At 42.9% G+C, this 23,915-nt stretch carries 17 protein-coding genes and 1 riboswitch; of the genes, 7 read left to right on the plus strand and 10 right to left on the minus strand.

The window, feature by feature from the left end; genetic code table 11:
• Window positions 1-3 precede the first annotated feature (3 nt).
• The 9 genes from recC to rppH all read right to left on the minus strand — a co-directional run bounded on the left by recC (window position 4) and on the right by rppH (window position 10,317).
• Complete coding sequence (gene recC / locus I3B46_RS17205) at window positions 4-3,378, minus strand: exodeoxyribonuclease V subunit gamma (RefSeq protein ID WP_104873262.1); 3,375 nt, start codon at window positions 3,376-3,378, stop codon at window positions 4-6.
• The gene (locus tag I3B46_RS17210) at window positions 3,356-3,733 is read right to left on the minus strand and encodes a prepilin-type N-terminal cleavage/methylation domain-containing protein (RefSeq protein ID WP_004924951.1); all 378 of its coding nucleotides are present in this window, start codon (window positions 3,731-3,733) and stop codon (window positions 3,356-3,358) included. Before I3B46_RS17210 ends, recC begins: the two co-directional genes overlap by 23 nt.
• Window positions 3,730-4,173: a YgdB family protein gene (locus I3B46_RS17215; protein WP_060561235.1), complete on the minus strand. Its 444-nt coding sequence runs from the start codon at window positions 4,171-4,173 to the stop codon at window positions 3,730-3,732. The genes I3B46_RS17210 and I3B46_RS17215 overlap by 4 nt, the downstream gene beginning before the upstream one ends.
• Window positions 4,170-4,757 (minus strand): prepilin peptidase-dependent protein, encoded by a 588-nt coding sequence (locus I3B46_RS17220; RefSeq protein ID WP_004924958.1) that lies wholly within the window; start codon window positions 4,755-4,757, stop codon window positions 4,170-4,172. Before I3B46_RS17220 ends, I3B46_RS17215 begins: the two co-directional genes overlap by 4 nt.
• A gap of 9 nt (window positions 4,758-4,766) precedes the next feature.
• Window positions 4,767-5,252 carry a prepilin-type N-terminal cleavage/methylation domain-containing protein gene (locus I3B46_RS22540; RefSeq protein ID WP_004924961.1) on the minus strand — a complete coding sequence of 162 codons (486 nt, stop codon included), beginning with the start codon at window positions 5,250-5,252 and terminating at the stop codon, window positions 4,767-4,769.
• A 268-nt stretch (window positions 5,253-5,520) separates the two neighbouring features.
• Complete coding sequence (locus tag I3B46_RS17230) at window positions 5,521-6,372, minus strand: thymidylate synthase (RefSeq protein WP_004924967.1); 852 nt, start codon at window positions 6,370-6,372, stop codon at window positions 5,521-5,523.
• 182 nt (window positions 6,373-6,554) lie between these two features.
• On the minus strand, window positions 6,555-7,457 hold the full coding sequence (gene lgt, locus I3B46_RS17235) for a prolipoprotein diacylglyceryl transferase (protein WP_004924969.1): 903 nt from the start codon (window positions 7,455-7,457) through the stop codon (window positions 6,555-6,557).
• Window positions 7,458-7,532: 75 nt separating this feature from the next.
• Window positions 7,533-9,779: a phosphoenolpyruvate--protein phosphotransferase gene (ptsP, locus tag I3B46_RS17240; RefSeq protein WP_004924971.1), complete on the minus strand. Its 2,247-nt coding sequence runs from the start codon at window positions 9,777-9,779 to the stop codon at window positions 7,533-7,535.
• 4 nt (window positions 9,780-9,783) lie between these two features.
• Window positions 9,784-10,317, minus strand: coding sequence for an RNA pyrophosphohydrolase (gene rppH / locus I3B46_RS17245; protein ID WP_004924973.1), 534 nt, complete (start codon window positions 10,315-10,317; stop codon window positions 9,784-9,786).
• Window positions 10,318-10,430: 113 nt separating this feature from the next.
• Window positions 10,431-10,529: riboswitch (TPP riboswitch) on the plus strand.
• Window positions 10,530-10,588: 59 nt separating this feature from the next.
• On the opposite strand from rppH, the gene thiB reads away from it, so the two are divergent.
• The 6 genes from thiB to rluA all read left to right on the plus strand — a co-directional run bounded on the left by thiB (window position 10,589) and on the right by rluA (window position 20,370).
• On the plus strand, window positions 10,589-11,593 hold the full coding sequence (gene thiB / locus I3B46_RS17250) for a thiamine ABC transporter substrate binding subunit (RefSeq protein WP_104873261.1): 1,005 nt from the start codon (window positions 10,589-10,591) through the stop codon (window positions 11,591-11,593).
• Window positions 11,569-13,182 (plus strand): thiamine/thiamine pyrophosphate ABC transporter permease ThiP, encoded by a 1,614-nt coding sequence (gene thiP, locus I3B46_RS17255; protein ID WP_004924976.1) that lies wholly within the window; start codon window positions 11,569-11,571, stop codon window positions 13,180-13,182. The genes thiB and thiP overlap by 25 nt, the downstream gene beginning before the upstream one ends.
• Entirely contained in the window at window positions 13,166-13,873 is a 708-nt protein-coding gene (gene thiQ, locus I3B46_RS17260; RefSeq protein WP_004924979.1) for a thiamine ABC transporter ATP-binding protein ThiQ, read from the plus strand. The genes thiP and thiQ overlap by 17 nt, the downstream gene beginning before the upstream one ends.
• 53 nt (window positions 13,874-13,926) lie before the next feature.
• Entirely contained in the window at window positions 13,927-16,278 is a 2,352-nt protein-coding gene (locus I3B46_RS17265; protein ID WP_004924981.1) for a DNA polymerase II, read from the plus strand.
• Window positions 16,279-16,658: 380 nt separating this feature from the next.
• Window positions 16,659-19,565 carry an RNA polymerase-associated protein RapA gene (gene rapA, locus I3B46_RS17270; protein WP_014657659.1) on the plus strand — a complete coding sequence of 969 codons (2,907 nt, stop codon included), beginning with the start codon at window positions 16,659-16,661 and terminating at the stop codon, window positions 19,563-19,565.
• Between the two features lie 151 nt (window positions 19,566-19,716).
• Window positions 19,717-20,370 (plus strand): bifunctional tRNA pseudouridine(32) synthase/23S rRNA pseudouridine(746) synthase RluA, encoded by a 654-nt coding sequence (gene rluA, locus I3B46_RS17275; protein WP_004924987.1) that lies wholly within the window; start codon window positions 19,717-19,719, stop codon window positions 20,368-20,370.
• Between the two features lie 95 nt (window positions 20,371-20,465).
• Here rluA and djlA read toward each other — a convergent pair whose 3' ends face one another.
• Complete coding sequence (gene djlA, locus I3B46_RS17280) at window positions 20,466-21,281, minus strand: co-chaperone DjlA (RefSeq protein ID WP_004924988.1); 816 nt, start codon at window positions 21,279-21,281, stop codon at window positions 20,466-20,468.
• 181 nt (window positions 21,282-21,462) lie between these two features.
• Here djlA and lptD point away from each other — a divergent pair, with 181 nt between their 5' ends.
• Complete coding sequence (gene lptD, locus I3B46_RS17285) at window positions 21,463-23,829, plus strand: LPS assembly protein LptD (RefSeq protein ID WP_014657657.1); 2,367 nt, start codon at window positions 21,463-21,465, stop codon at window positions 23,827-23,829.
• Window positions 23,830-23,915 lie beyond the last annotated feature (86 nt).

Below are 23,915 nucleotides of genomic sequence, written 5' to 3' on the forward strand. Positions count from 1 at the left end.
TTTTTATTTTAAATGTTCTGCCATTGGCAGAAGGTAACGCTGAGTATTTTCCAACAGCGCCTGAATTAAGTTCTGATCGATGTTTCTACAAACTCGTAAAACATAATCGTCTTCCATTTCACCTCTTTTCATTGAAGAACCTTGAAGACTTTGCATTAATGCGAACAGTGCTTTTTGCTGAATCTCCTCAGAAACAAAGTCATACTGTTTGCTCTTTTTATCAAAGCAAGCGGACAACCAGTTCCAACCGCTTTGATTTAACAATAATAGTGGTGAATTTAGCCCATCACAGTAACCTGTGATTAATTGCTCTAAGTATTTTTTCGCATCGTCTTGTTTTACACTAGAAAAGTGCCAAATGCTATTCTCTCTACCAAGCGCGATACTCTCACCTTCAGCGATAGCAAAATTAAATAATAAGTGTTCAACCCACAGCTGAACGCCATCATTTGCGGTTAAATAGGCAGGCCGATAGCGCAACACCCCTTTTTCATGAATATTCTTTAATACCCCATTAATTTTGATGCCATTAATTTGAATATCAATAACGTGATCAAATAGTTGTGCATTTTGCTCTTTAATCTTCTCCGCAAGTGGCGCAATATCCTTAACTTGCTGCTCCCAAAAAAGCTGACCAAATTGTTTTGCGGGTAACTGCCCCGCCGCCCTTAATGCCTGATATAAAGGTGCCGGATTCTCATCTTTAATGAGTAAGGCTAAAAGTCGCTCATTCACTTTATAGCGCTGTAACCTATCCAGAATAAAAGGTTCATCTTCTGGTAGCTCTGTTTCTTCAATCGTAAAATGAATTTTTAAGCGCTGCTGGAAAAAAGCCCTAATTGGGTGCCGATAGAAGCGTAACAGTTGTTCAATCGAAATATCGGTCACTGGCTCTCGTTCATCCAAGGTAGAGATAAATGATTTGTTCCCTTGAAAAGTTGTTTTGGCCGCTGGTAACCACTCACTCGCAAAGCTTTGATAGGGTGAATTAGCTATAAAGTTTTCTTTCGCAAATGGCACTCTATTGTGTTGGAACACCAAATGCTCTTTTAATTTTATCGCGCTGTCATCAATATTAAGGGCTTCATCGCCTTCCAGACAGAAACTCTGGCAAATATAATCTAACAACTCGGTAACCAATACCGATGGGTTACACACCTGATTATCCTGGATAGATAAGCCGATATAACTGATATAGAGCTGTTGTGCAGCTGAATTCAATGCTTCCAAAAACAGATAACGGTCATCATCCCTACGCTTCCTATCCCCTCTAGCTGGTTTTTCTGCCATTAAATCGAACCCTAATGGCGGAATTGTTCGAGGATAGATACCATCATTCATGCCTAGCAAGCAGACCACCTTAAAGGGCACTGAACGCATAGGCATTAGTGTACAAAAATTGATAGCTCCCGCTAAAAAGCGTTGGCTGATCTTCTCTTCATCGAAACAGACTGCCAATTCATCCCGAATTAAGCGTAAAGGCACCTGTTCATCATAGCCAGAGCCCTGCGCATTTTGGATAATTTTATGCCACTGCTCTGTAACAAGAGTAAGTACTAACTCAGCATCTCCGTCAACGTGAAAGAAGCTGTCAATTAGCTGCTGGCAAACCTCTTTCCACTCATCAAGAGTTCTTTCAACGTCTAGTAAGGTTCGCCATTCTTTTAGTGTATTCACTAATAAAGCGAGTTTACCTGCTAATTGAGCAGCTAAACCACTACTCTCATCATACGGTAGAACATCATGCCAAGGGCCATATCGACTGTCCATCGCATAACCTAACAGCATGCGACTTAAACCAAACTCCCAGGTATTTTGCCCTATCACTGGAAGCGATAAAGCGCGAACGTTATCATCATCCAATCCCCAGCGGATACCTGACTCATTAACCCACCTGCGTAACAAGCCTAATTCCCTTTCATCAATATCAAAGCGTGCAGCAAAAGCAGAGACCTCAAGTAATGTGAGTACTTGCTCCGTTGAAAAACGGCTTTGAGGCAGGTCGAGTAACAGTATAAATGCCTGTAAGATTGGGTGTGCTTGTAAGGCTTTTCTATCTGAAATAGAAAACGGGATATATCGCTTAGACGCGGTATTACCAAAGACGGCTTGGATAAATGGAGTATAACTATCAATATCCGAAACCATCACAATGATATCCCTCGGGGTCAATGAGGGGTCTTGTTCAAACAGCGCCAATAATTTGTCTTGTAAAACTTCCACTTCCCTTTGAGCACTGTGGCAAGAATGAAATGTGACGGATTGATCAGATAAGGTTAATACCCGCTTATTTTGACTTGTATTGTAATCCGTTAATGTGGTTCCTAGCTGAGCATGGTTTTCGAGATCTAAAATGTCTTGCTGCAAATGCTCTAGTAAACAACTACGAGCGGTATCCACAAATGCTGAAATTTCATTTGCACCATCGATTTGTGAAATAAAATAGAGGTTATCTCTCCCCAATTTTCCCCATGATGCCAGCAGTGGGTTCGCTAACTCTTGCTCTCCCTCTGCATTAAATAACCCTTGAGCATGCTCATCTATTTTAAAACGTGATATTTCATGCTTATCAATATAATGATGCAGTTTTCTTTTTTGAAGTTTTGCGAGAAAAGCGTGGCTATGGATATCCCCCCAATAGTAGCGGCAAGGGTTAGTAAACATTAAATGGATATCTGTGTGTTCTGCAATGGCATTCAATGCTTGCAGGTAAACAGGTGGTAATGAAGAGATACCGCAAATAAAAATGCGTTTTGGTAGAGCATCTCGTACGCCCTGAGTGGTGGACAATTTATCGATAAAGCTCTGATAAAGATTCGCTCGGTGCCATGGGGATTGCCCAAGAGAGTCAGTATAAGCAACTAACCGTAGCCATAACCGTTTCTGCCATAGCTGATTGGTTCCTAAACCATCAATAAGCTCATTTTGTTGCCATTTTTCAATCCACTGAGGCCGATATACTAAATATTGGTCAAATAGATCCGCGACACGCCCAGCAAGTTGATGTAGCTTACGTTTATCTAAGTCATTATGAAGGTAATGGCGTAGTGGCTCAAATTCATCTTCATCGATCACTTCAGGTAAGATTTTCATCAACTTCCATGTCATCGCCTGCTTAGTGTAAGCGCTCTCTTTTGGTATATCCGGTAATACCCGTCGAAACATATCCCAAATAAAGGTTGCCGGTAATGGATAATAAATATTCGCTGCTATTCCGAAGCGTTTTGCTAATTCTATCTGTAACCATTGAGACATACCGGGGCTTTGTACCAAGATTATCTCTTGTTCGAACGGGTGAGAAAGAGGCTCATTCTCCATTAAGTGAGCTATCAGTTCCTTTAACAGCTCTAACTGATTAGAATGATAAACCTGAAACATTGTTATCTCCTGTTCTACAAAACCAGCGGTTTAGAGAAAGTGCTTGCCTAGTCGTTGATAGGGTTACTTTGATATCACGACAACCATCTAATACGGTGAATGTCTGTGAGCTTAGCTGCCAATCGGGGTACATACCCCCTGAATTTTCAGGGATGGGCACCACACCCACCGTTGTGCGTTCCAAATTGCTCTGTAACTCTCTTAATGCTATTGAATTATGAAATATCCAATTGAAATTCAAGGTAATATATTGGCTGTAGTTTAACAGAGCAATTAACAAAATAGCAAAAACAACGAGGGCGATCATTGATTCTATTAATGCGAAACCTTCCTGTTGACTGGTGGGCGACCTCATGAACAAAATCCTTTTTGATTAACAGGGCAATAATCCAACCAACCTTTTATACGTGGCCTGACTTTTTGGGTTTTAGAGATAGGCGCGACCCAACGATAAACCGTCACATAGTGCCGCCCTTTATATAGACCTTTGCCCGATAAAACAAACTGCCCACTCTTATAATGTTTAATACAGCTCACCCACGTTTGAGTTGGTGGTCGTTGGCATTGCCAATTTGCCCCTCTGTACGTCGTTAACCGCCAAGATTGCTTTAACCCCCACGCTAGCGCTGATTCTGCTTGGTTAAAAGCTTCGATATAGTTTTTTTCACGAAAAAACTCATCACGGGCATTATCTTGATAAAAATGTAAGGTTTTTAATAATAATAACCCCATAGTCATCAACACAATGACCATGACTAACGCAATGTTTCCTCTTTGCTCCCTAACTCGCCTCATCGTAAGTTTCTCAGCAAAACAGCGGTACGATAATGCAGCACTTTGTGAGGCAAATGAGGGCTTTCAATATCAAGGCTCATTTCAAGTATTGATTGTGATTGATCCCAAGTAAATCTCATTGAATTCACTTTAATCATTAAGGGGTCAAACAAGGATAACCACCGATTGCCATCACAATCCATCACATTACGGTTTGACTCTAATTTTCTATCATTGAGCCGGTAACCAAAAAAATCAGACTCCTTATTTCTGCCTCTGACAGGTCTCCATGTACCTGATAAATTTTGGTCGTAAGCGAAAATAATGCAGGAATTAGGGTGACGACCTAAAAATTTAGCACCGATCTTGATAGGCTCTCCTTGGCAAGAGAAACTACTACAATAGCCAATACGCCTAAAATCCTTTTCCATATTAATAAGCACCTGCCTAACCTCCCTATCCACCTGATACTGAATATAAGATTGGTGAGTCTGTTTAAACAAATTCGGGAGAACAGCAATGGCAGCAAGACAAACTAAGCTACTGATAGCCATTGCTATCAATGTTTCAACTAAGGAAAAACCGTGTTGTTCATTGATTTTCATAAGAGAAACTCAACAACGCGGAATTCCAGTCAGTTTATCATTGCTACACACCCTGATCCGCCCCATCGCTGACATGAATACCGTGATCTGCCCAAAATCATTTTTCAATTCAAGACGAAAAGAGTGGCTAGTCCCTTGCTTCCCATAAAAATCAACAGATAAACGAGAAGCCGTTTTAATTTCAATGCCTTCAAATTGGGTCGATGCTAATGCTGCAATGGATTTTCTAGCTCCGGCCTCTTTGATGCTTAACGTCCATTCTCCTTGAGAGAGTGCTATCGATAAAATGCGATGTCGATTTAAATAAACACTCTCCATCAAATGACGGTAAATAAATACGGTAACCTGCCGTGCAGCATCAATTAAGCGTAACTTTTGCTGTTGTTGCTGCCAGTTATATAACGCGGGCAACAAAGCTAAAGAACAAATAAATAACACCACTAAAAGCTCAATGAGCGTGAAGCCTTTCTCTCCTTTCACTATTCGAATTTCCATATATCGCCGCCATTATCTTCGCAAAATGTGCACTTAATATTGTCGACGATGGCAAATAAAAACAGCGTGATTAGTTCACTCTACATAGCCTTTCGCAAACTATCATGAAATTCATAATAGCTGTTTCGTTATTTTAGGAAGCGCTTCGCAAAAAATGATGAGGGCGAAAAAAAGAGGTAACAAACTGAATTCGGAAAAGGTAAAAAAAACCAAGGCGCGGTTCAAAATGACCATACGCCTTGGTTTATCAACGTATCTCTAGGTTGCGTTATACCGTAAATGGATACTTGATAGCTTCGTGGCACTGATACCCCTCTAGGGTGAAGTCATCAGTGCTAACCCAAGTTTCAATATCTTCCAACGTTTTAATTTGAGGGTTTATCGATAATGAAGGCAAAGGGAAAGGTTCACGCTTCAACTGTACATCACGCATCAATGGCAATTGGTTTTCATAAATATGCGCATTCACAATTTTATGGTACGCCTTACCTGCTTTATGACCCGTAATTCGTGCCATTAATGCCAATAATACAAAGCACTGCACTTGGTTAAAGTTTAAACCTAGTGGTACATCACAACTACGTTGATAAGAGGTCAAATGGAGGGTATCACCTAATAATGAAAATGTATGGGTGTGCATGCAAGGACGCAGACACCCCATTTCAAATTCACCGGGGTTATAAAAAGTAATGATTTCAGCGCGGTCATCAATACCATTTTTTAGGTTATTAACTACCTTTTTAAGCTGATCAAGGTGTGAGCCATCAGGACGTTGCCAAGAGCGACCTTGGACACCGTATACACGCCCCATATCATCTTCACCTTTTCGATGGGGATTATTTAGCCATGCTTGGTTTTCATTGGCATTAGCATTCCATGTATTACAGCCAATTTCACGAAACTGAGCAGCGCTATCATAGCCACGTAGGTAGCCTAATAGCTCGGCAATAGCTGCCTTATAAAAGCTTTTTCGGGTCGTGATTAATGGAAACTGGTTATTCGCAACATCATATTCCAGATCAGCATTAATCACAGTTAAACAACGTACCCCCGTACGTTTATTTTCAACCCACTGGCCTTCATCAATGATGCGCTGACATAACTCAAGATACTGCTTCATAATCACTCTCTTACTCAATAGGCTACAAAATTGCCGATAACTGTAACCTTATAATATTAATAGATTTTAACTAACGCGAAGTACCGCTTGGCGGCAAATAAATCAACCATTCAGGTTGTGGCTAATGTGAGGAAACTTAGCCGACAACCTAACTACTTGGAGTATGACAACCCTATATTGATTTATTTACTTGGCTGCTGCTCTTTATTATCAGGCTTATGTGCGGGAACATTTTTACCATACTTATATGCCCAAATGATCATCAACACACCAATAATAATCATCGGTATTGATAAAATTTGGCCCATACTGATCCCACTGAATAAGCCTAGCTGAGCATCAGGCTGCCTAAAGAACTCAACGATAATGCGGAATGCACCATAACCAATTAAGAATAAACCTGAAACACTGCCCATTGGGCGAGGTTTACGGACAAATAAGTTAAGGATAAGGAATAACACAACGCCTTCTAAAAACATCTCATAAAGTTGAGATGGGTGGCGAGGAAGCACGCCATACTGCTCTAGAATAGGGATTAATGAAGGGTCTTGTGCCGCAAGTTGAATATCTTCACTACGGGAATTAGGGAATAAAAATGCCCATGGGGTATCAAGTGTTACACGCCCCCACAACTCACCATTAATAAAGTTACCTATCCGCCCCATGCCAAGACCAAATGGGATCAGTGGAGCAACAAAATCTGAAACTTGCAAAAAACGACGGCGTGTACGATGCGCAAACCACATCATTGCACAAATAACACCAATTAAGCCGCCATGGAACGACATGCCGCCATCCCAAACCTTAAATAAATAAAGGGGGTCATCTAAAAATACAGGAAGGTTGTAGAAGAAAACATAGCCGAGTCTTCCACCGACAAAGACACCTACAAAGCCAATATAGAGTAAGTTCTCAACCTCATTTTTTGTCCAACCGCTATTTGGTTTGCTTGCACGGCGGCTAGCAAGCCACAATGCGAAAACAAACCCTACAAGATACATAAAACCATACCAGTGTAGTGATACTGGCCCAATTGAGAACATTACGGGATCAATTTCCGGAAATGCTAAGTAGCTGTTACTCATCGTTCCCCACTTTATTTGTTAATCTAAAATCATAGCGCATCATAGCATAGCTCATACGCAGGTGAATAAGGCAGATTAGATCCCGCCTCGAGCAAAGCCACCAAGCCCATTTTTCTCCATAAATAGACTTATTATTTGCCTAATACTGTCGCTTGTTTCCGCAGTTAAAAGCTCAGGCACTAGCTGCTCAACTTTTTCAGGCTGTAGCCCTCGAATAAGATACTTCACTCTTGGTACGCTTCTTCCACTCATACTTAAGGAACGATAGCCTAATGCAATTAACGCCATCACCCCAAGGGGTTGCCCCGCCATTTCACCGCAAACACTGACTGATATCCCAACCCGTTGACACTCTTCATGAACTTTTGCTAAAAAACGGATCATTGAAGGATGGAGGTTGTCATAAATGGTGGCAACATGCGTATTGTTGCGGTCAACTGCAAGTAAATATTGCGTCAGATCATTCGTTCCAATTGAGATAAAATCTATCCGTTTTTTTAACTCAGGAAAAAGAAACAGTAAAGACGGAACTTCAAGCATTACCCCAATTTCCGGCATAGGAACGGTTTGCCCCGTTGCTAAACTTACTTCTTCTTTTGCCCGCTTAATCAATGTGATCGCTTCATCCACCTCATTGATACTCGTGATCATCGGCAGTAATATGCGCAAGTTTTGTGTTGCAACATTTGCATGTAGCATAGCTCTAAGTTGGATTAAGAAAATTTCTGGCTGATCTAGCATCACGCGAATGCCTCGCCAACCTAAGCATGGGTTTTCTTCATTGATTGGCATATAAGGTAATTGCTTATCTGCACCAATGTCTAATGTCCTCAATACCACAGGCTTATCGGCAAATAACTGTAAAATCTCTTGGTATAACTGCTTCTGCTCATCCTCTGACGGGAAGCCATTATGAAGCATAAAAGGGAGTTCTGTGCGGTATAACCCAACACCATCAACAGCGACATTGATCTGCTGTTCATAACGGGGGCTTAAACCTGCATTCAGATGGATATGTACGCGCTCGCCATTTTTTAACTCTGATTCCTGCTCAAGTGCACCTTCAGCGAGCCGACTCAGTACATCTTCCTCTGCAATAATTTGTTTATATTCCTGAGCAACAATATTTTCAGGCTCTATGAAAATTTCACCACGATAACCATCAAGGATCAAAAAGCGGTTGTGAAGCAATGAAGGGTCAATATCCGCCCCCATTATCGCGGGGATCCCCATTGCCCGTATCAAAATAGCCGAATGAGAGTGTGTCGCGCCATCTCGCACGATAACACCTGCAAGTTGCTCTAATGGCATTTCAGCTAACAAACTCGCGCTCAATTCGTCCGCCACTAAAATAAAACGTTCAGGCCACTGATCCATTGAAGTCAAGCTGTCATCCAGATGGAATAGCAAACGCTGTCCTAACGCGCGTAGATCGGCTCCTCTTTCGCGAAGGTAGAGATCACGTAAGCGTGAAAACTGCTCAACATAGTCTTCAATAACGATTTTAACCGCCCACTCCGCCATTGAGCCTTGTTCGATTGCGGAAAATAAGCGTTTTTTTAGTTGAGGGTCATGGAGTAGATGATTGTAGAGGTCGAAAATCGCAGCACTCTCTTTTTGGGAGTTTGCAATAAAACGTTTGCTGATACGGCGGCATTCTGAGGCGGCATTTTCTATCGCAGTTATTAAACGCTGTTTTTCCGCATTTTGGTCTAAGGCACACGCCTCACAAATACTGTCGAATGATGGTTGTGAGCTATCTTGCCAGCCATATGCCATGACAATTCCCTGAGAAACTGAAATGGCTTTAATACGGCTTTGCCTATATTGACCAAACACCCCTTTGGTTTGCGCTTGCGACAATATTACGGCTAATTGCATGGATAGCGTCACCATAAAAGATTCTTCGGTTTCGCTAAAGAAACGTCGCTCACGTTGTTGAACGACTAACACCCCAAGTAATTGACGACGATATACGATAGGGACACCTAAAAAGGCTTTCAATCGCTCTTCTTTTAATTGGGGAAGGTATTTAAATTCGGGATGTTCACGGATATCTGCAAGATTCAACATCTCAGACTGGCGTCCAACCGCACCAACGACTCCCTCATCAAAACCAAGGCGAATAGCAACACCGCTAGGCTTTTTTAACCCGCGGGTTGCCATTAGGTAATAGCATTGACGTGAGTGGTCTGCCAAATAAATTGAACAAACGTCAGTCTGCATGGCATGACAAGTTTCATTGACCAAAACTTCTAACGCTCCGGTTAAACTTGTCGCCATGGCAACTTTTTCAACAATCTCACGTAGACGCGTCAACATGATATTATCTCGCTCCACGCCTACGATGAGTGAATGCAGGTCTTTGTACTGGCTTTTGTTCCTGTAATGACATGACAACAGGTGCAAATTCTTTCATAACACGGCGATACACTTCCCGTTTGAAAGAGACCACTTGCCTCACAGGGTACCAATAACTGACCCATCGCCAGCCATCAAATTCTGGCGATTTACTGCGCTGAACGTTTATATCTGCTTCATTGCATTGAAGTTGTAGTAAAAACCAACGCTGTTTCTGCCCGATACAAACAGGTTTTGTGTCCCAACGCACCAAACGCTTGGGTAATTTGTAACGCAACCAATTGCGAGTTGAAGCTAACAACCTAACATCTTTACGTTGTAGGCCAACCTCTTCGAACAATTCACGGTACATAGCCTGTTCTGGCGATTCCCCTGGGTTGATTCCTCCCTGAGGAAATTGCCATGAATGTTGACCATAGCGGCGGGCCCATAAAACCTGCCCTTGCCGATTACAAATTACAATTCCTACATTCGGGCGGTAGCCATCATCATCGATCACCAGACTACCTCAATAACCAAATTTGAAAGATAACTAATTGTTTCACACATACCCTAACTGGTAAACCTATATCAATAGAGTTTGCAGATATGAGTAAAGACACTACAATAGCGTCTATCTCAACGGGGTGCCAAACATTATTTAGGCTGAGAATTAACCCGTAGAACCTGATCCGGGCAATGCCGGCGTAGGGATTTGAGCTACCATCAACATAATTTGTTATGGTGCCCTCTCAAATCCTGTGTGCTTTCTCTCTAACGCAGGAAAAAACATGTTTAAAAAATCGCTCCTTCAGTCACTCTTTGCACTTACTGCTCTCGGTATTACCCATATAGCATGGGCAGAAAAGCCGACTTTAACCGTTTACACCTATGACTCATTTGCTGCCGAATGGGGACCTGGGCCACAAATTAAAAAAAATTTCGAAAAACAATGTCATTGTGAACTTAAGCTCGTTTCGTTAGGAGATGGTGTCGCTCTTCTCAATCGTTTACGTATGGAAGGGAAAAAAAGTAAAGCGGACATCGTGTTAGGGCTAGATAATAACTTGATAGATTCTGCCGAGAACACAGGGTTATTTGCGCCAGCAGAGATCAATACTGATGCAATGAAATTACCTATTGAGTGGAATAATTCAACTTTTATCCCGTATGACTATGGTTATTTTGCGTTTATCTATGACACAGATAAAATCAAAAACCCACCCAAAAGCATGAATGAGCTACTCAATAGTGAGCAGCCATGGAAAATTATTTACCAAGACCCTCGAACCAGCACACCCGGCTTAGGCTTAATGCTGTGGATTGAAAAACTCTATGGCGATAAATCTGCCGATGCGTGGCAAAAAATAGCGAATAAAACCCTAACAGTGACAAAAGGTTGGAGTGAGTCCTATGGCTTATTCCTCAAGGGCGAAGGTGACTTTGTACTTAGCTACACTTCATCGCCGGGTTATCAAATACTCAATGATAATAAAGATAATTATGCGGCTGCCTTATTTGATGAAGGGCACTATATGCAAGTGGAAGTTGCAGCAAGATTGAAAAATAGCTCGCAACCTGAGCTGGCAAAGCAGTTTTTACAATTTATGTTAACGCCTGAATTCCAAAATACACTCCCTACGACTAATTGGATGTATCCTGTCATTGATACACCACTCCCTGAAGTTTATAACGTCCTTCCTGTGCCTAAAAAATCACTGCAATTTAGTGCACAAGAAGTTGCCAAAGAACGTCAGTCATGGGTCCGTTTATGGCAATCCGCCGCCAGTCGTTAATTAATTTATCACTTATACCGGGGGCTTTGGCCTCTGGTTTATTAGTGTCTGTTGCACTATTGGCTTTTGGTGCACTGTGGCTTTTTTCGCCTGAAACTTCATGGAGTGAGATTTTTAGCGACCGCTACTTATGGCATGTGATCGGCTTTACTTTTTGGCAAGCCTTTTTATCAGCGCTGTTCTCTGTACTGCCAGCCATTCTCCTTGCCAGAGCGCTCTATCGACGCCGCTTCCCCGGTAGAACGCTATTTTTACGCCTCTGTGCAATGACGCTTGTTTTACCCGTCCTTGTCGCTGTTTTTGGTATTTTATCTGTTTATGGAAAAACAGGCTGGCTCTCATCACTCTTTCAGTTGGTCGGTATCGAATACCAATTCACCCCTTATGGCCTAAAGGGGATCTTACTTGCCCACATTTTCTTTAATATGCCACTTGCTACTCGTATGTTGCTGCAATCGCTCGAAAGTATATCAATAGAGCAGCGGCAAATTGCAGCACAACTCGGGCTTAATGAGTGGCAACAATTTCGTATTTTAGAGTGGCCATATTTGCGTAGACAGATGCTACCTACCGCAGCGTTAATTTTCATGCTCTGTTTTGCCAGCTTTGCAACGGTTCTTGCTCTTGGTGGTGGCCCCGCAGCAACGACGATTGAACTGGCTATTTATCAAGCTCTTAATTACGACTTTGATCCGGGGCGTGCTGCAATTTTGGCGCTCATCCAGTTATTTTTCTGTGTTGGATTAATGTTTCTCAGTCAGAAAATAAACAGTTTGTTTTCTATTGGTCATAGCCAACACAATCATTGGTATGATCCCGCAGACAATATTTTTCGCCGAGTACGAGATGCCCTTGTGATCACCGCCGCTATTTTGCTGCTGCTTCCGCCCCTGCTCGCAATTATTGCTGATGGGGTTAATGGCCGTTTGTTGGATGTTCTTAACCAATCCGCGCTTTGGCAAGCCGCTTCCACATCGCTATTTATCGCGTTATGTGCTGGCCTATTGTGTGTCTTGCTCACCATGATGCTGTTATGGAGTAGCCGCGAATTACGCTTACGCCATGCAATAAAATTAGGGCAAGCGATGGAATTAAGTGGGCTTGTGATTTTAGCCATGCCTGGCATCGTACTTGCGACTGGTTTTTTTATTCTCTTTAATGAAACGATTGGTATTCCTGAATCGCCCTATGCGTTAATCATATTGACTAATGCCCTACTTGCCATCCCTTATGCATTAAAAGTCTTAGAAAACCCAATGCGGGATCTGGCTGAACGCTACAACCCTCTTTGCCAATCACTAGCGATTGGTGGCTTCAATCGATTACGGATCATTGAATTAAAAGCGTTAAAAAAGCCCCTCGCTCAAGCTCTCGCTTTTGCTTGCGTTATTTCTATTGGTGACTTTGGGGTCGTGGCGTTATTCGGTAATGAAGATTTTCGTACTCTCCCTTATTACCTTTATCAGCAAATAGGGGCTTATCGAACAAATGACGGTGCCGTAACAGCGATGTTACTCCTTTTATTATGTTTTACTTTATTTAGCCTACTCGAACGTATATCAGGAAAAGATTATGATAAAGTTAAATAACATTGATTATCAATATGATAACCTGAATATGCAATTTGATTTCTCCATCAAAGTAGGCGAGCGCGTTGCTGTAATGGGGCCTAGCGGTGCGGGCAAAAGTACACTGCTTAGCCTTATTAGTGGCTTTCAATTTGCCAAAAGCGGCTCAATTCAGCTAGCAGGGGCTGATCATACCTTCACGCCTCCTGCCAAACGCCCAGTTTCGATGTTATTTCAGGAAAATAACCTATTTGCTCATTTAACGGTCAGACAAAACATTGGATTAGGGTTACATCCGGGGCTGCGGTTAAGCCGAGAACAAATACAACAGGTTGAATTAATTGCTACGCAAGTTAGCCTCGATGAGTTTCTTGATAGGTTACCCGCCCAATTATCAGGGGGGCAACGCCAGCGGGCTGCACTGGCTCGCTGTTTGATCCGCCAGCAGCCAATCCTCTTATTGGATGAACCTTTTTCAGCTCTCGATCCCGCCTTACGCAATGAGATGCTATTACTCCTTGATGAGATCTGCCAATCACGAGATATCACACTGGTCATGGTATCGCATAATATTGAAGATGCACTACAAATCGCCCCAAGAACGCTAGTGATTCATGAAGGTGCTGTGGCGTATGACGGCTGTACCAAAACACTGTTATCAGGTAGTAATTCAGCCTCTGAATTATTAGGCATAACAAAAAATACTGTATAAAACCCCACCCATGTCGTATAGTAGGCTTGTTAATTATTGATGCGAGCCTCTCTATGCCTCAATTTATGTCTCCTGCTGAAAAAGGCTTTATTTTAAGTCGTCATTGGAAAGACACCCGCCATGGGGTTGAGGTTAGCTATTGGCTTATCACTGATAATGGCCCTCGTAAAGTGACGGTTCCTCTGCAACAAGCCATCGCTTTTGTTCCCCTTTCATCACTACCGGCGATCAAACCTCTGCTTGATGAACAAGCAAACTTATCCTATCGCCCCGTTGAGTTATCCGATTTTCGTCGTGAAAAAGTTGCGGCTATTTATTGTCAACAATATCGCCAATTACAAAATCTGGATAAACGCTGCCAAGAACTCGGTATTGAATTGCTTGAAACGGATATTCGCCCCTGCGAGCGCTATCTTATGGAGCGTTTTATCACTGCGCCTGTATGGTTTTCACAAAATCAACAAGGTGAATACCAACTCAAACCTTGTGATAGCTATCGTCCACTGATTAAAGCTGTATCGTTAGACATAGAAACCAGCCAATACGGTGAATTATATTCAATTGGGTTATCCGGCTGCGGCGATAATGTGGTTTTTATGTTAGGGCCAGAGCAAGGCTCTGCACTCAACAATACCCATCGGCTTGTTTATGTGAATAGCCGCCCACAATTGCTTGATAAACTGAATGAATGGCTACAACAGTATGACCCCGATGCCATTATTGGCTGGAATCTCATCCAATTCGATTTAAATGTACTCCAAAAGCACGCCGAACGTTATGGCATCCCACTCCAGCTTGGTCGCCAAGGGAAAAAGCTGGAGTGGCGTGAACATGGCTTCAAACAAGGTGTATTTTTCGCTTCGGCAGAAGGTCGTTTAATTATTGATGGCATAGATGCGCTCAAAGCAGCGACATGGAACTTTCCCTCATTCAGTCTTGAGTTTGTTGCGCAAGATTTACTGGGTGAAGGGAAAGCCATTGACAGCCCTTATGACCGTATGGATGAGATCAATCGCCGTTTTCATCATGATAAGCCCGCGTTGGCTCACTACAATATTCAAGACTGCCTATTAGTCCATCGTATTTTTGAAAAAACCGATTTAATGGCTTTCTTGCAAGAACGCTCGACTGTCACTGGGCTGGCGGTAGATCGTATGGGTGGCTCCGTGGCGGCATTTTCACATTTATACATTCCCCGCCTGCATCGCTTAGGGTTTGTGGCACCAAACCTGACAGAGCAAAAGCTACAACATAATCCGGGGGGCTTTGTGATGGATTCACAGCCCGGTTTATATGACTCGGTATTAGTACTCGACTATAAAAGTTTGTACCCTTCGATTATTCGTACTTTTTTGATTGATCCTGCCGGTATGATTGAAGGGCTAGCTCACCCTGATCAGCAACATTCTGTTCGCGGTTTTCGTCAAGCTTGGTTTTCACGTAAAACACACTGTTTGCCTGATATTGTCAGCCATATATGGCAAGGCCGTGATAAAGCCAAACGAGAAGGTAATGCGCCATTATCTCAGGCACTTAAAATTATTATGAATGCCTTTGCTGGCGTCCTTGGTGCTGAAGGATGTCGTTTTTTTGATCCCCGTCTTACCGCATCCATTACCATGCGGGGTCATGAGATCATGAAAATAACCAAGCAATTAATCGAAGCCAAAGGCTATCAAGTAATTTATGGGGATACTGACTCCACTTTTGTCTGGTTGAAAGAAGCCCATACACAGGAGCAAGCACAAAGAATTGGCTTCGAGCTGCGTGATTACGTGAATAATTGGTGGAAACAGCATTTGCGGGATGAATGGCAGCTAGAAGGGGTACTTGAATTAGAGTACGAAACCCACTATCGACGTTTTTTAATGCCGACTATTAGAGGTTCCGAGTCAGGCAGTAAAAAGCGTTATGCTGGACTTAGTGGGGATAAAATGGTGTTTAGGGGATTAGAGACAATCCGCTCCGATTGGACCCCGTTAGCACAATTGTTTCAAAAAGAGCTGTATACACGTATTTTTCATCGGCAACCCTACCGCGAATTTATCCGTGACTATGTGCAAGCGATTCGTAATGGCGAATACGATGAACGCCTTGTTTACCGTAAGCGTCTACGCCGCAAATTATCTGATTATCAACGTAATGTGCCGCCTCATGTAAGAGCCGCTCGCAAAGCCGATGAATACAATTTACAACAACAGCGCCCACAACAGTATCAAAATGGGGGATGGATAAGCTATATCATCACTCTCGCGGGGCCTGAGCCTTTAGAAATTATCACGGCAAAGCCTGACTATGAGCACTATATTTTGAAGCAGATAAAGCCTATTGCCGACGCCATTTTACCTTTTTTACAAGATGATTTTGATACTATTTTAACGGGCCAGATAACTTTACTCTTTTAAGATTGGGGTTAATTTTTACTCAATTTTTTGCTAAAATGGGAAACCATCAACCAAACTTCTGGTTGAAAACCTTCATTGCTAGAATCAAAAGGGAAAATACCTGATAGCACAATAGTGAGAAACACTATTGCTTTGGTATTGTTGTTTTTTTAACAGGTGACGATAAGCCTTGCTTGAATTAATATAACGCCCCTTTGGTATCTCGCACTTCGTTTCTACACTATGTTTGCGAGACAATTAACAATAATTGTCCTTTGGGCAGCGACTACAATTCATATTCACATTGCCCTTGTTTACTAACACAGAGTGAAGGCAAATATATAATTTGTCTTAAAAAATCTAAAAATAAACTATTAAATTTATGGAACTGAGTTAAACCTATGCCATTTACTCTTGGTCAGCGCTGGATAAGCGATACAGAAAGCGAACTCGGATTAGGCGCCGTTGTGGCTATTGATGCCCGTATGGTGACTTTACTTTTTCCCGCCAGTGGTGAGAATCGTCTCTATTCACGTAATGATGCACCTATTACCCGAGTTATGTTCAATGAAGGTGATATCATTACCAGCCATGAAGGCTGGCAACTCAAGGTCGAAAGCGTCACAGAAGATGACGGCCTGCTCACTTATATTGGTACTCGCCTTGATACAGAAGAGCAAGGCGTTAGCCTAAGAGAAGTTTTTCTCGACAGCAAACTCACCTTCAATAAACCTCAAGATCGCCTATTTGCAGGTCAAATTGACCGTATGGATCGCTTTGCTTTACGTTATCGCGCACGTAAATTTCAAAGTGAGCAAGTTAAGCACCAAGCGACAGGTTTACGTGGTATTCGCGCAAGCCTTATCCCACATCAGCTACATATCGCTAATGAGGTAGGTAAACGCCACCACCCTCGCGTATTACTGGCCGATGAAGTGGGTCTGGGTAAAACCATTGAAGCTGGGATGATCATCCATCAACAGTTAATGGCAGGCCGTGTTGAACGTGTGTTAATCATTGTGCCTGAAAGCTTGCAGCATCAATGGCTCGTTGAAATGTTACGTCGTTTCAACCTCCGTTTTTCACTGTTTGATGATGGTCGTTATAGTGAAGCGCAACATGACAGCGATAATCCATTTGAAACAGAACAGTTGGTGCTGTGCTCATTAGACTTTGTACGTCGCAACAAACAGCGCTTCGACCAGCTCGTTGAAGCGGGTTGGGATATGATGATTGTCGACGAAGCTCACCATTTACAATGGAGTGAAGCAGCTCCTAGTCGTGAATATCAAGTGATTGAAACCTTGGCAGAGAATATCCCTTCTGTTCTGCTGCTAACCGCAACGCCGGAGCAACTGGGCCAAGAAAGTCACTTTGCACGTCTTCGCCTGCTCGATCCCAATCGTTTCCATGATTATCAAGAGTTTATTGATGAGCAAGCCAACTATCGCCCTGTTGCGGATGCGGTCGCACTGCTATTAACTGGTGAGAAACTCACCAATGACCAACAAAATCTACTCAATGATCTGATCAAAGAGCAAGATATTGAGCCGTTATTGAAAGCCGCTAACGTTGACAGTGAAGATGGCAACGCGGCTCGCCAAGAGTTGGTCAGCATGTTAATGGATCGCCATGGTACTAGCCGTCTTCTATTTAGAAATACCCGTAATGGTGTTAAAGGCTTCCCTCGTCGTGAATTGCATTCGCTGAAAATGCCGCTTCCTACCCAATACCAAACAGCAATCAAGGTTGCAGGTATTATGGGGTCGAAAAAAGATCTCGAAACGCGCGCTAAAGAGATGCTCTATCCAGAGCAAATTTACCAAGAGTTCGAAGGTGAAAATGCAACTTGGTGGAACTTTGACCCTCGCGTTGAGTGGCTCATGGGCTACCTAATGGCTAACCGTAACGAAAAAGTTTTGGTGATCTGTGCAAAAGCCGCCACAGCGTTGCAATTAGAGCAAGTATTGCGTGAACGTGAAGGGATCCGCGCCGCGGTATTCCATGAAGGTTTGTCACTACTTGAGCGTGACCGTGCGGCAGCTTACTTTGCTTCAGAAGAGGATGGCGCACAGGTTCTACTTTGCTCTGAAATTGGCTCTGAAGGACGCAACTTCCAGTTTGCTAACCAATTGGTGATGTTTGATCTCCCCTTCAACCCAGACCTATTAGAACAACGTATTGGTCGATTAGATCGTATTGGGCAAACACGCGACATCGTTTTAAGCGTACCTTACTTAGAAAATACTGCTCAAGCCGTGTTATTGCGTTGGTATCATGAAGGTTTAGATGCTTTTGAGCACACTTGCCCTACCGGACGCTCCATTTACGATAAATATTATCAACAACTGCTGCAATATATGGCTGAGCCAACGGTAACCGACGGTTTTGAAGAGTTCTTAAAAACCTGCCGTGAAGAGCACGAAGCATTAAAAGCACAGTTAGAACAAGGCCGCGACCGTCTACTTGAAATGCACTCCAACGGGGGGGAATCAGGTATTCAATTAGCCGAAACGATCGGTGCGGAAGACAATGATACTGAATTGGTTAATTTTGCCCTTAACTTGTTTGATATTGTTGGCATTAACCAAGAAGATAAAAGTGATAACTTGCTGATTTTGACCCCATCCGATCATATGTTAGTTCCTGATTTTCCAGGGCTACCGCAAGATGGTTGCACAATCACTTTTGACCGTGAGCAAGCGTTATCTCGTGAAGATACCCAGTTTATTAGTTGGGAGCACCCGATCATCCGCAATGGCTTAGATTTAGTCTTGTCTGGTGACACAGGGAGCTGTGCCGTTTCTCTGCTTAAAAATAAAGCGCTTCCTGTTGGAACATTACTTACCGAATTGGTGTATGTCCTAGAAGCACAAGCACCGAAGCACTTGCAGATTAGCCGTTTCTTGCCTGCAACCCCGATCCGCTTGTTGATTGACTTAAAAGGGAACAACCTCTCTTCACAAGTTGAGTTTGAAAGTTTTAACCGTCAGCTCAATGCGATTAATCGCCATATGGCAAGTAAATTGGTTAATGCGGTACAAAATGAAGTGCATTCGGTCCTGAAAATGTCCGAAGCGATGGTGGAAAAAGAAGCCGAAACGCTTATCGCGAATGCGAAAGAGGCCGCGGATAAAGCTCTTTCACTAGAATTGGCTCGTCTTGAAGCACTGAAAGCGGTTAACCCAAATATCCGTGATGAAGAGTTGGATGTGATCGAGGAAGAGCGTCAGCAACTGCTCACCAATATTGGGCAAGCAACATGGCGTCTTGATGCTATTCGTTTAGTGGTTGTCACTCACCAGTAGTCACACGTTTTTAATTAAACTAACACCGCTTGGTTATTTCTCTCACTAAGGGAGAAATAACCTTGCTGATAACGCAATGAATTGGCTTTTGGCGTTTATCCACGCGCGATGCTGATCATTGATTTAGTGAGATCTTGGAGCCTTATTGTCTATGATGGAGCCTTACCATCCCCCTACTGATCCTTGGCTATATGTTCTGTATCAAGATGAACATATCATTACGGTGAATAAGCCAAGTGGGTTACTGTCTGTTCCCGGTAAAGCCCCTGAACACCATGATAGTATTATGAGTCGCATACAGCGCGACCATCCACACGCTGAGTCTGTCCATCGCTTAGACATGGCAACCAGTGGCGTCATGGTTGTCGCACTAAATAAAGCCGCTGAACGGGAATTAAAGCGCCAATTCCGTGAGCGAGAGCCTAAAAAACACTATATTGCCCGAGTTTGGGGCCATTTAGAGAAGCAGGAAGGTTTAGTGGATTTGCCGCTTATTTGCGACTGGCCAAATCGACCAAAGCAAAAAGTCTGCTTTGAAACAGGAAAAGCCGCACAAACAGAGTATCAGGTCTTGGAATATGAAGAGCAAGCAACCCGTGTAAAGCTATCCCCTATTACAGGCCGCTCTCATCAACTCCGCGTACATATGTTAGCGCTAGGCCATCCAATTCTTGGAGATAGGTTTTATGCCCATGAGCAAGCGCGTGCACTTGCCCCTCGCTTACAGCTTCACGCCCAAGAGCTTTACATCACGCACCCTGCCTATGGCACACCGATGCATTTTAGCTGCCAACCCGATTTTTAAATTTATTCATCAACTATTAGGCCGTAATAGCAACAATGCTACGGCCTATTGGCTAAATAAAAATCACATCGCAGAGTGCGATATGGCGAGAAAATTTATTTGAAGCCGCGCTCTTTTTTGATTAAATCATAAGCCGCTTGTATTGACTGAGCCTTCTGTTTCGCAAGTTCCATCATCTCGGGGGGCAACCCTTTCGCTATCAACTTATCAGGGTGATGTTCACTCATTAATTTACGATACGCCCGTTTAATTTTCGTTGGTTCATCATTAATAGAAACACCAAGTACCTTGCAAGCATCTTCAAGAGTTGGGCCATTCGATGATTGATAGTATCCGCCTGATTGCTGATGAGAATAGCCGTGACCAAACTGTCGGCCACCTTGGATCATATTTAAAAACTGTTCAAATTGTGTTTTAGAGATCCCTAACTCTTCTGCAATAATAAACAGAACCTTTCTTTCGTTTGGGTGCAAGCTGCCATCGGCAAATGCCGCCTGTAACTGAATTTCCAGAAACATCTGAATTAAGTCGAAACGACCATAGCAAGCCATACGTAATTGCTTCAGTACATCACGTAGTGGAAAGTCCGGTGATTTACCTTCCCTAAACGCTTGTTGCGCCGCTTTTCGTGTTTCCCCATGTATTTGCATTCTATCCATCAAATTTGATGCTAACTGAATGTCTGTCTCGGTTACACGGCCTTTTGACTTAGTTAGATGACCCAATATTTGGAAGGTACTGGCGAAAAAAATAACCTGACGATCACGTTTATTCATTGCACTAGCAAACTTACGTTGTGCCAAGGCCTTATCAAAACCATGCCCTAAAATTAAACCAATTAGCGTGCCCCAAATGCCAAAACCAGAGGCTATTGCCAGTACGACACCAATAATTTTGCCCCAATAGTGCATATATCCCTCAATTCTTCAATGCTCAGAATCCAATTTTGCATTATCATACTATCCATTCTGCTCGGTGCATAACTACAAGCGCGTAAAGTTTTATACATTATACTGGCGCAATGTAGTTGGCTAAGTTAGTCTTTGAGCGTTTGTCGGCTATGCCAATTACGACGGAACCGCATATTTAATGATGAAAAAAAGTTATCCAACACTACTTGCATCCATGGTATGGATGGCAATTTATAGTCAGCAAGCGCATGCTGACCTAGCAGCACAATGTATGCTGGGCGTCCCGGTTTATGACAAACCACTAGTTGAGGGCGATCCCAAAGATTTACCGATCCGTATCACCGCTGAAGATGTTCAGGGCGAATACCCTAACTTTATTGAATACAGCGGCGATGTGGATATCCAACAAGGTAACCAAACGCTGACAGCCGATAGCGTTAAATTGACGCAGGTTAACCCTGATAGTGCTGATCCAATCCGTGAAGTTACTGCAACAGGTAACGTTCACTATGATGACCCACAAATTATTCTCAAAGGCCCTAGTGCTTGGTCTAACCTGAATAATAAAAATACTGACGTGAATGACGGCAACTATATGATGGTGGGTCGTCAGGGTCGCGGTGAAGCGAAAAAAATGAAAATGCGTGGTGAAAACCGCTATTCCATTATGGAAGACGGTACATTCACCACCTGTTTACCGGGCAATAATAGCTGGAGCGTTGCAGGCTCCGAAGTGATTATTGACCGTGAAGAAGAAGTGGCTGAAATTTGGCATGCACGTTTTCGCTTGGGTGATGTCCCGGTATTTTATAGCCCATACATGCAATTACCTATCGGTAACAAACGTCGCTCCGGTTTCTTAATTCCAACAGGAAGCTACTCTAATAATGATGGCCTAGAGTTTTCACTGCCTTACTATTGGAATATCGCGCCTAATTACGATGCGACAATTACCCCACAATTCATGACCCACCGTGGCATAAAATTAAATAACGAGTTTCGTTACTTGGTCACGCCGGGAACGGGAACTATCGCCTTCGATTTTATTAATCACGACCGCGCGTATGTGAAAGATAAAGAGCGTAATAAACGTGATGCACGTGACAGTGATGACCGCTGGTTATTCTACTGGCGCCATTCAGGAACTTATAACCAACATTGGAACTTCAACGCCGATTACACCAAAGTAAGTGATCGCCAATACTTTACGGACTTTAGCTCGCAATACGGGAATACAACAGACGGTTATGCGACGCAAAAATTCAGTACTGGCTATTCGGCTGAAAACTGGAATGCAACCCTAACGCATAAGCAGTTCCAAATTTTTGTGGAAGATCCCAATCGCCGTGCTTATAAAGCTGAGCCGCAGTTGGACTTTAACTACTACAAAAATAATTTAGGTGCCTTTGACTTACACACCTATGCGCAAGCTGCTCGCTTTACCAGTGTTGGCAAAAATAACCCAGATGCAACGCGTTTGCATATCGAGCCTGAATTAAGCCTTCCGCTGTCAAACGGCTGGGCGAACATGAACAACAGCTTCAAATTGCTGGCAACCCATTATGATCAAGATATTCCTAAAGCGAATAACAACGCCAGCTTAGAGAAAAATGTCACACGTGTTCTTCCTATATTTAAGAGCGATGCCAAAGTCGTTTTCGAACGAGATCTACTTGAAGGCAGTGACTTTGTTCAAACCTTAGAGCCTCGTGTCCAATATCTCTATATTCCATATAAAGATCAGGACAACATTAACAACTATGACTCGGCCTTACTCCAGTCAGACTATAATGGTTTGTTCCGTGACCGAATTTATAGTGGTCTTGATAGAGTCGCTTCCGCGAACCAAATCACGACAGGTATCACAACGCGTATTTATGATGAATCCTTGGCCGAACGCTTTAACTTCTCTGTCGGGCAAATCTACTATTTTGAACGTCCGCGTGCGGGTAACTCCAGCCTGAAAATCGACGATAAAAGTAATACTGGCTCGTTATTGTGGGCAACAGACTCTTACTGGCGTATCAACGATAAGTGGGGGATCCGTGGTGGGCTACAATACGATCGCCGTTTAGGCAACGTCACCATGGGGAATGCTGTGACCGAGTATCGCATTGATGCTGATCGTTTGTTACAGTTAAACTACCGTTTTGTCGACCGTGACTATATTCAAGCGACCTTTCGTCGTGATGAATCAGGTGGCAACACTTATACCCTACCAGAATACCAAAAAGGGATTTCCCAAGTGGGTGCGGTATTAAGTTGGCCATTAAGTGAGCGTTGGGGCTTTGTTGGCTCTTATTACTATGATACTAAGCAGCAACAATCCGCCAGCCAATTAATTGGTTTACAATACAATACTTGTTGTTGGGCGTTCAATGTAGGTTATGAACGTAAGATTGTTGGATGGCAAGAAGACAAGTTCAGCAGTGAATATGATAATAAATGGTCATTCAATGTGGAACTTAGAGGCCTAAATAACAATCATAGTTTAGGTAGTCAGGAAATGCTTAATAGAGGTATCATCCCTTATCAGCGTGCTTTCTGATAATAAACACAAGCTATTTGATGCCGCTGCTTACTCACAATAAGGCGAGTTATCTGCTCGCCAAATAGTAAGCAGTGTCGCATAAA

This window comes from Providencia sp. 2.29, assembly GCF_015832305.1.
In the GTDB taxonomy this organism is placed as follows: Bacteria; Pseudomonadota; Gammaproteobacteria; order Enterobacterales; family Enterobacteriaceae; genus Providencia; species Providencia stuartii.

Bases quoted from the DNA above. Each gene is read 5' to 3' on its own strand.
- I3B46_RS17220 (WP_004924958.1), bottom strand. From the start codon at position 4,757: ATGAAAATCAATGAACAACACGGTTTTTCCTTAGTTGAAACATTGATA.
- I3B46_RS17215 (WP_060561235.1), bottom strand. From the start codon at position 4,173: ATGAGGCGAGTTAGGGAGCAAAGAGGAAACATTGCGTTAGTCATGGTC.
- ptsP (WP_004924971.1), bottom strand. From the start codon at position 9,779: ATGTTGACGCGTCTACGTGAGATTGTTGAAAAAGTTGCCATGGCGACA.
- thiP (WP_004924976.1), top strand. From the start codon at position 11,569: ATGGCAATCCGCCGCCAGTCGTTAATTAATTTATCACTTATACCGGGG.
- I3B46_RS17210 (WP_004924951.1), bottom strand. From the start codon at position 3,733: ATGAGGTCGCCCACCAGTCAACAGGAAGGTTTCGCATTAATAGAATCA.
- I3B46_RS17230 (WP_004924967.1), bottom strand. From the start codon at position 6,372: ATGAAGCAGTATCTTGAGTTATGTCAGCGCATCATTGATGAAGGCCAG.
- djlA (WP_004924988.1), bottom strand. From the start codon at position 21,281: ATGCACTATTGGGGCAAAATTATTGGTGTCGTACTGGCAATAGCCTCT.
- I3B46_RS22540 (WP_004924961.1), bottom strand. From the start codon at position 5,252: ATGGAAATTCGAATAGTGAAAGGAGAGAAAGGCTTCACGCTCATTGAG.
- recC (WP_104873262.1), bottom strand. From the start codon at position 3,378: ATGTTTCAGGTTTATCATTCTAATCAGTTAGAGCTGTTAAAGGAACTG.
- rluA (WP_004924987.1), top strand. From the start codon at position 19,717: ATGATGGAGCCTTACCATCCCCCTACTGATCCTTGGCTATATGTTCTG.
- thiQ (WP_004924979.1), top strand. From the start codon at position 13,166: ATGATAAAGTTAAATAACATTGATTATCAATATGATAACCTGAATATG.
- I3B46_RS17265 (WP_004924981.1), top strand. From the start codon at position 13,927: ATGCCTCAATTTATGTCTCCTGCTGAAAAAGGCTTTATTTTAAGTCGT.
- lptD (WP_014657657.1), top strand. From the start codon at position 21,463: ATGAAAAAAAGTTATCCAACACTACTTGCATCCATGGTATGGATGGCA.
- rapA (WP_014657659.1), top strand. From the start codon at position 16,659: ATGCCATTTACTCTTGGTCAGCGCTGGATAAGCGATACAGAAAGCGAA.
- thiB (WP_104873261.1), top strand. From the start codon at position 10,589: ATGTTTAAAAAATCGCTCCTTCAGTCACTCTTTGCACTTACTGCTCTC.
- lgt (WP_004924969.1), bottom strand. From the start codon at position 7,457: ATGAGTAACAGCTACTTAGCATTTCCGGAAATTGATCCCGTAATGTTC.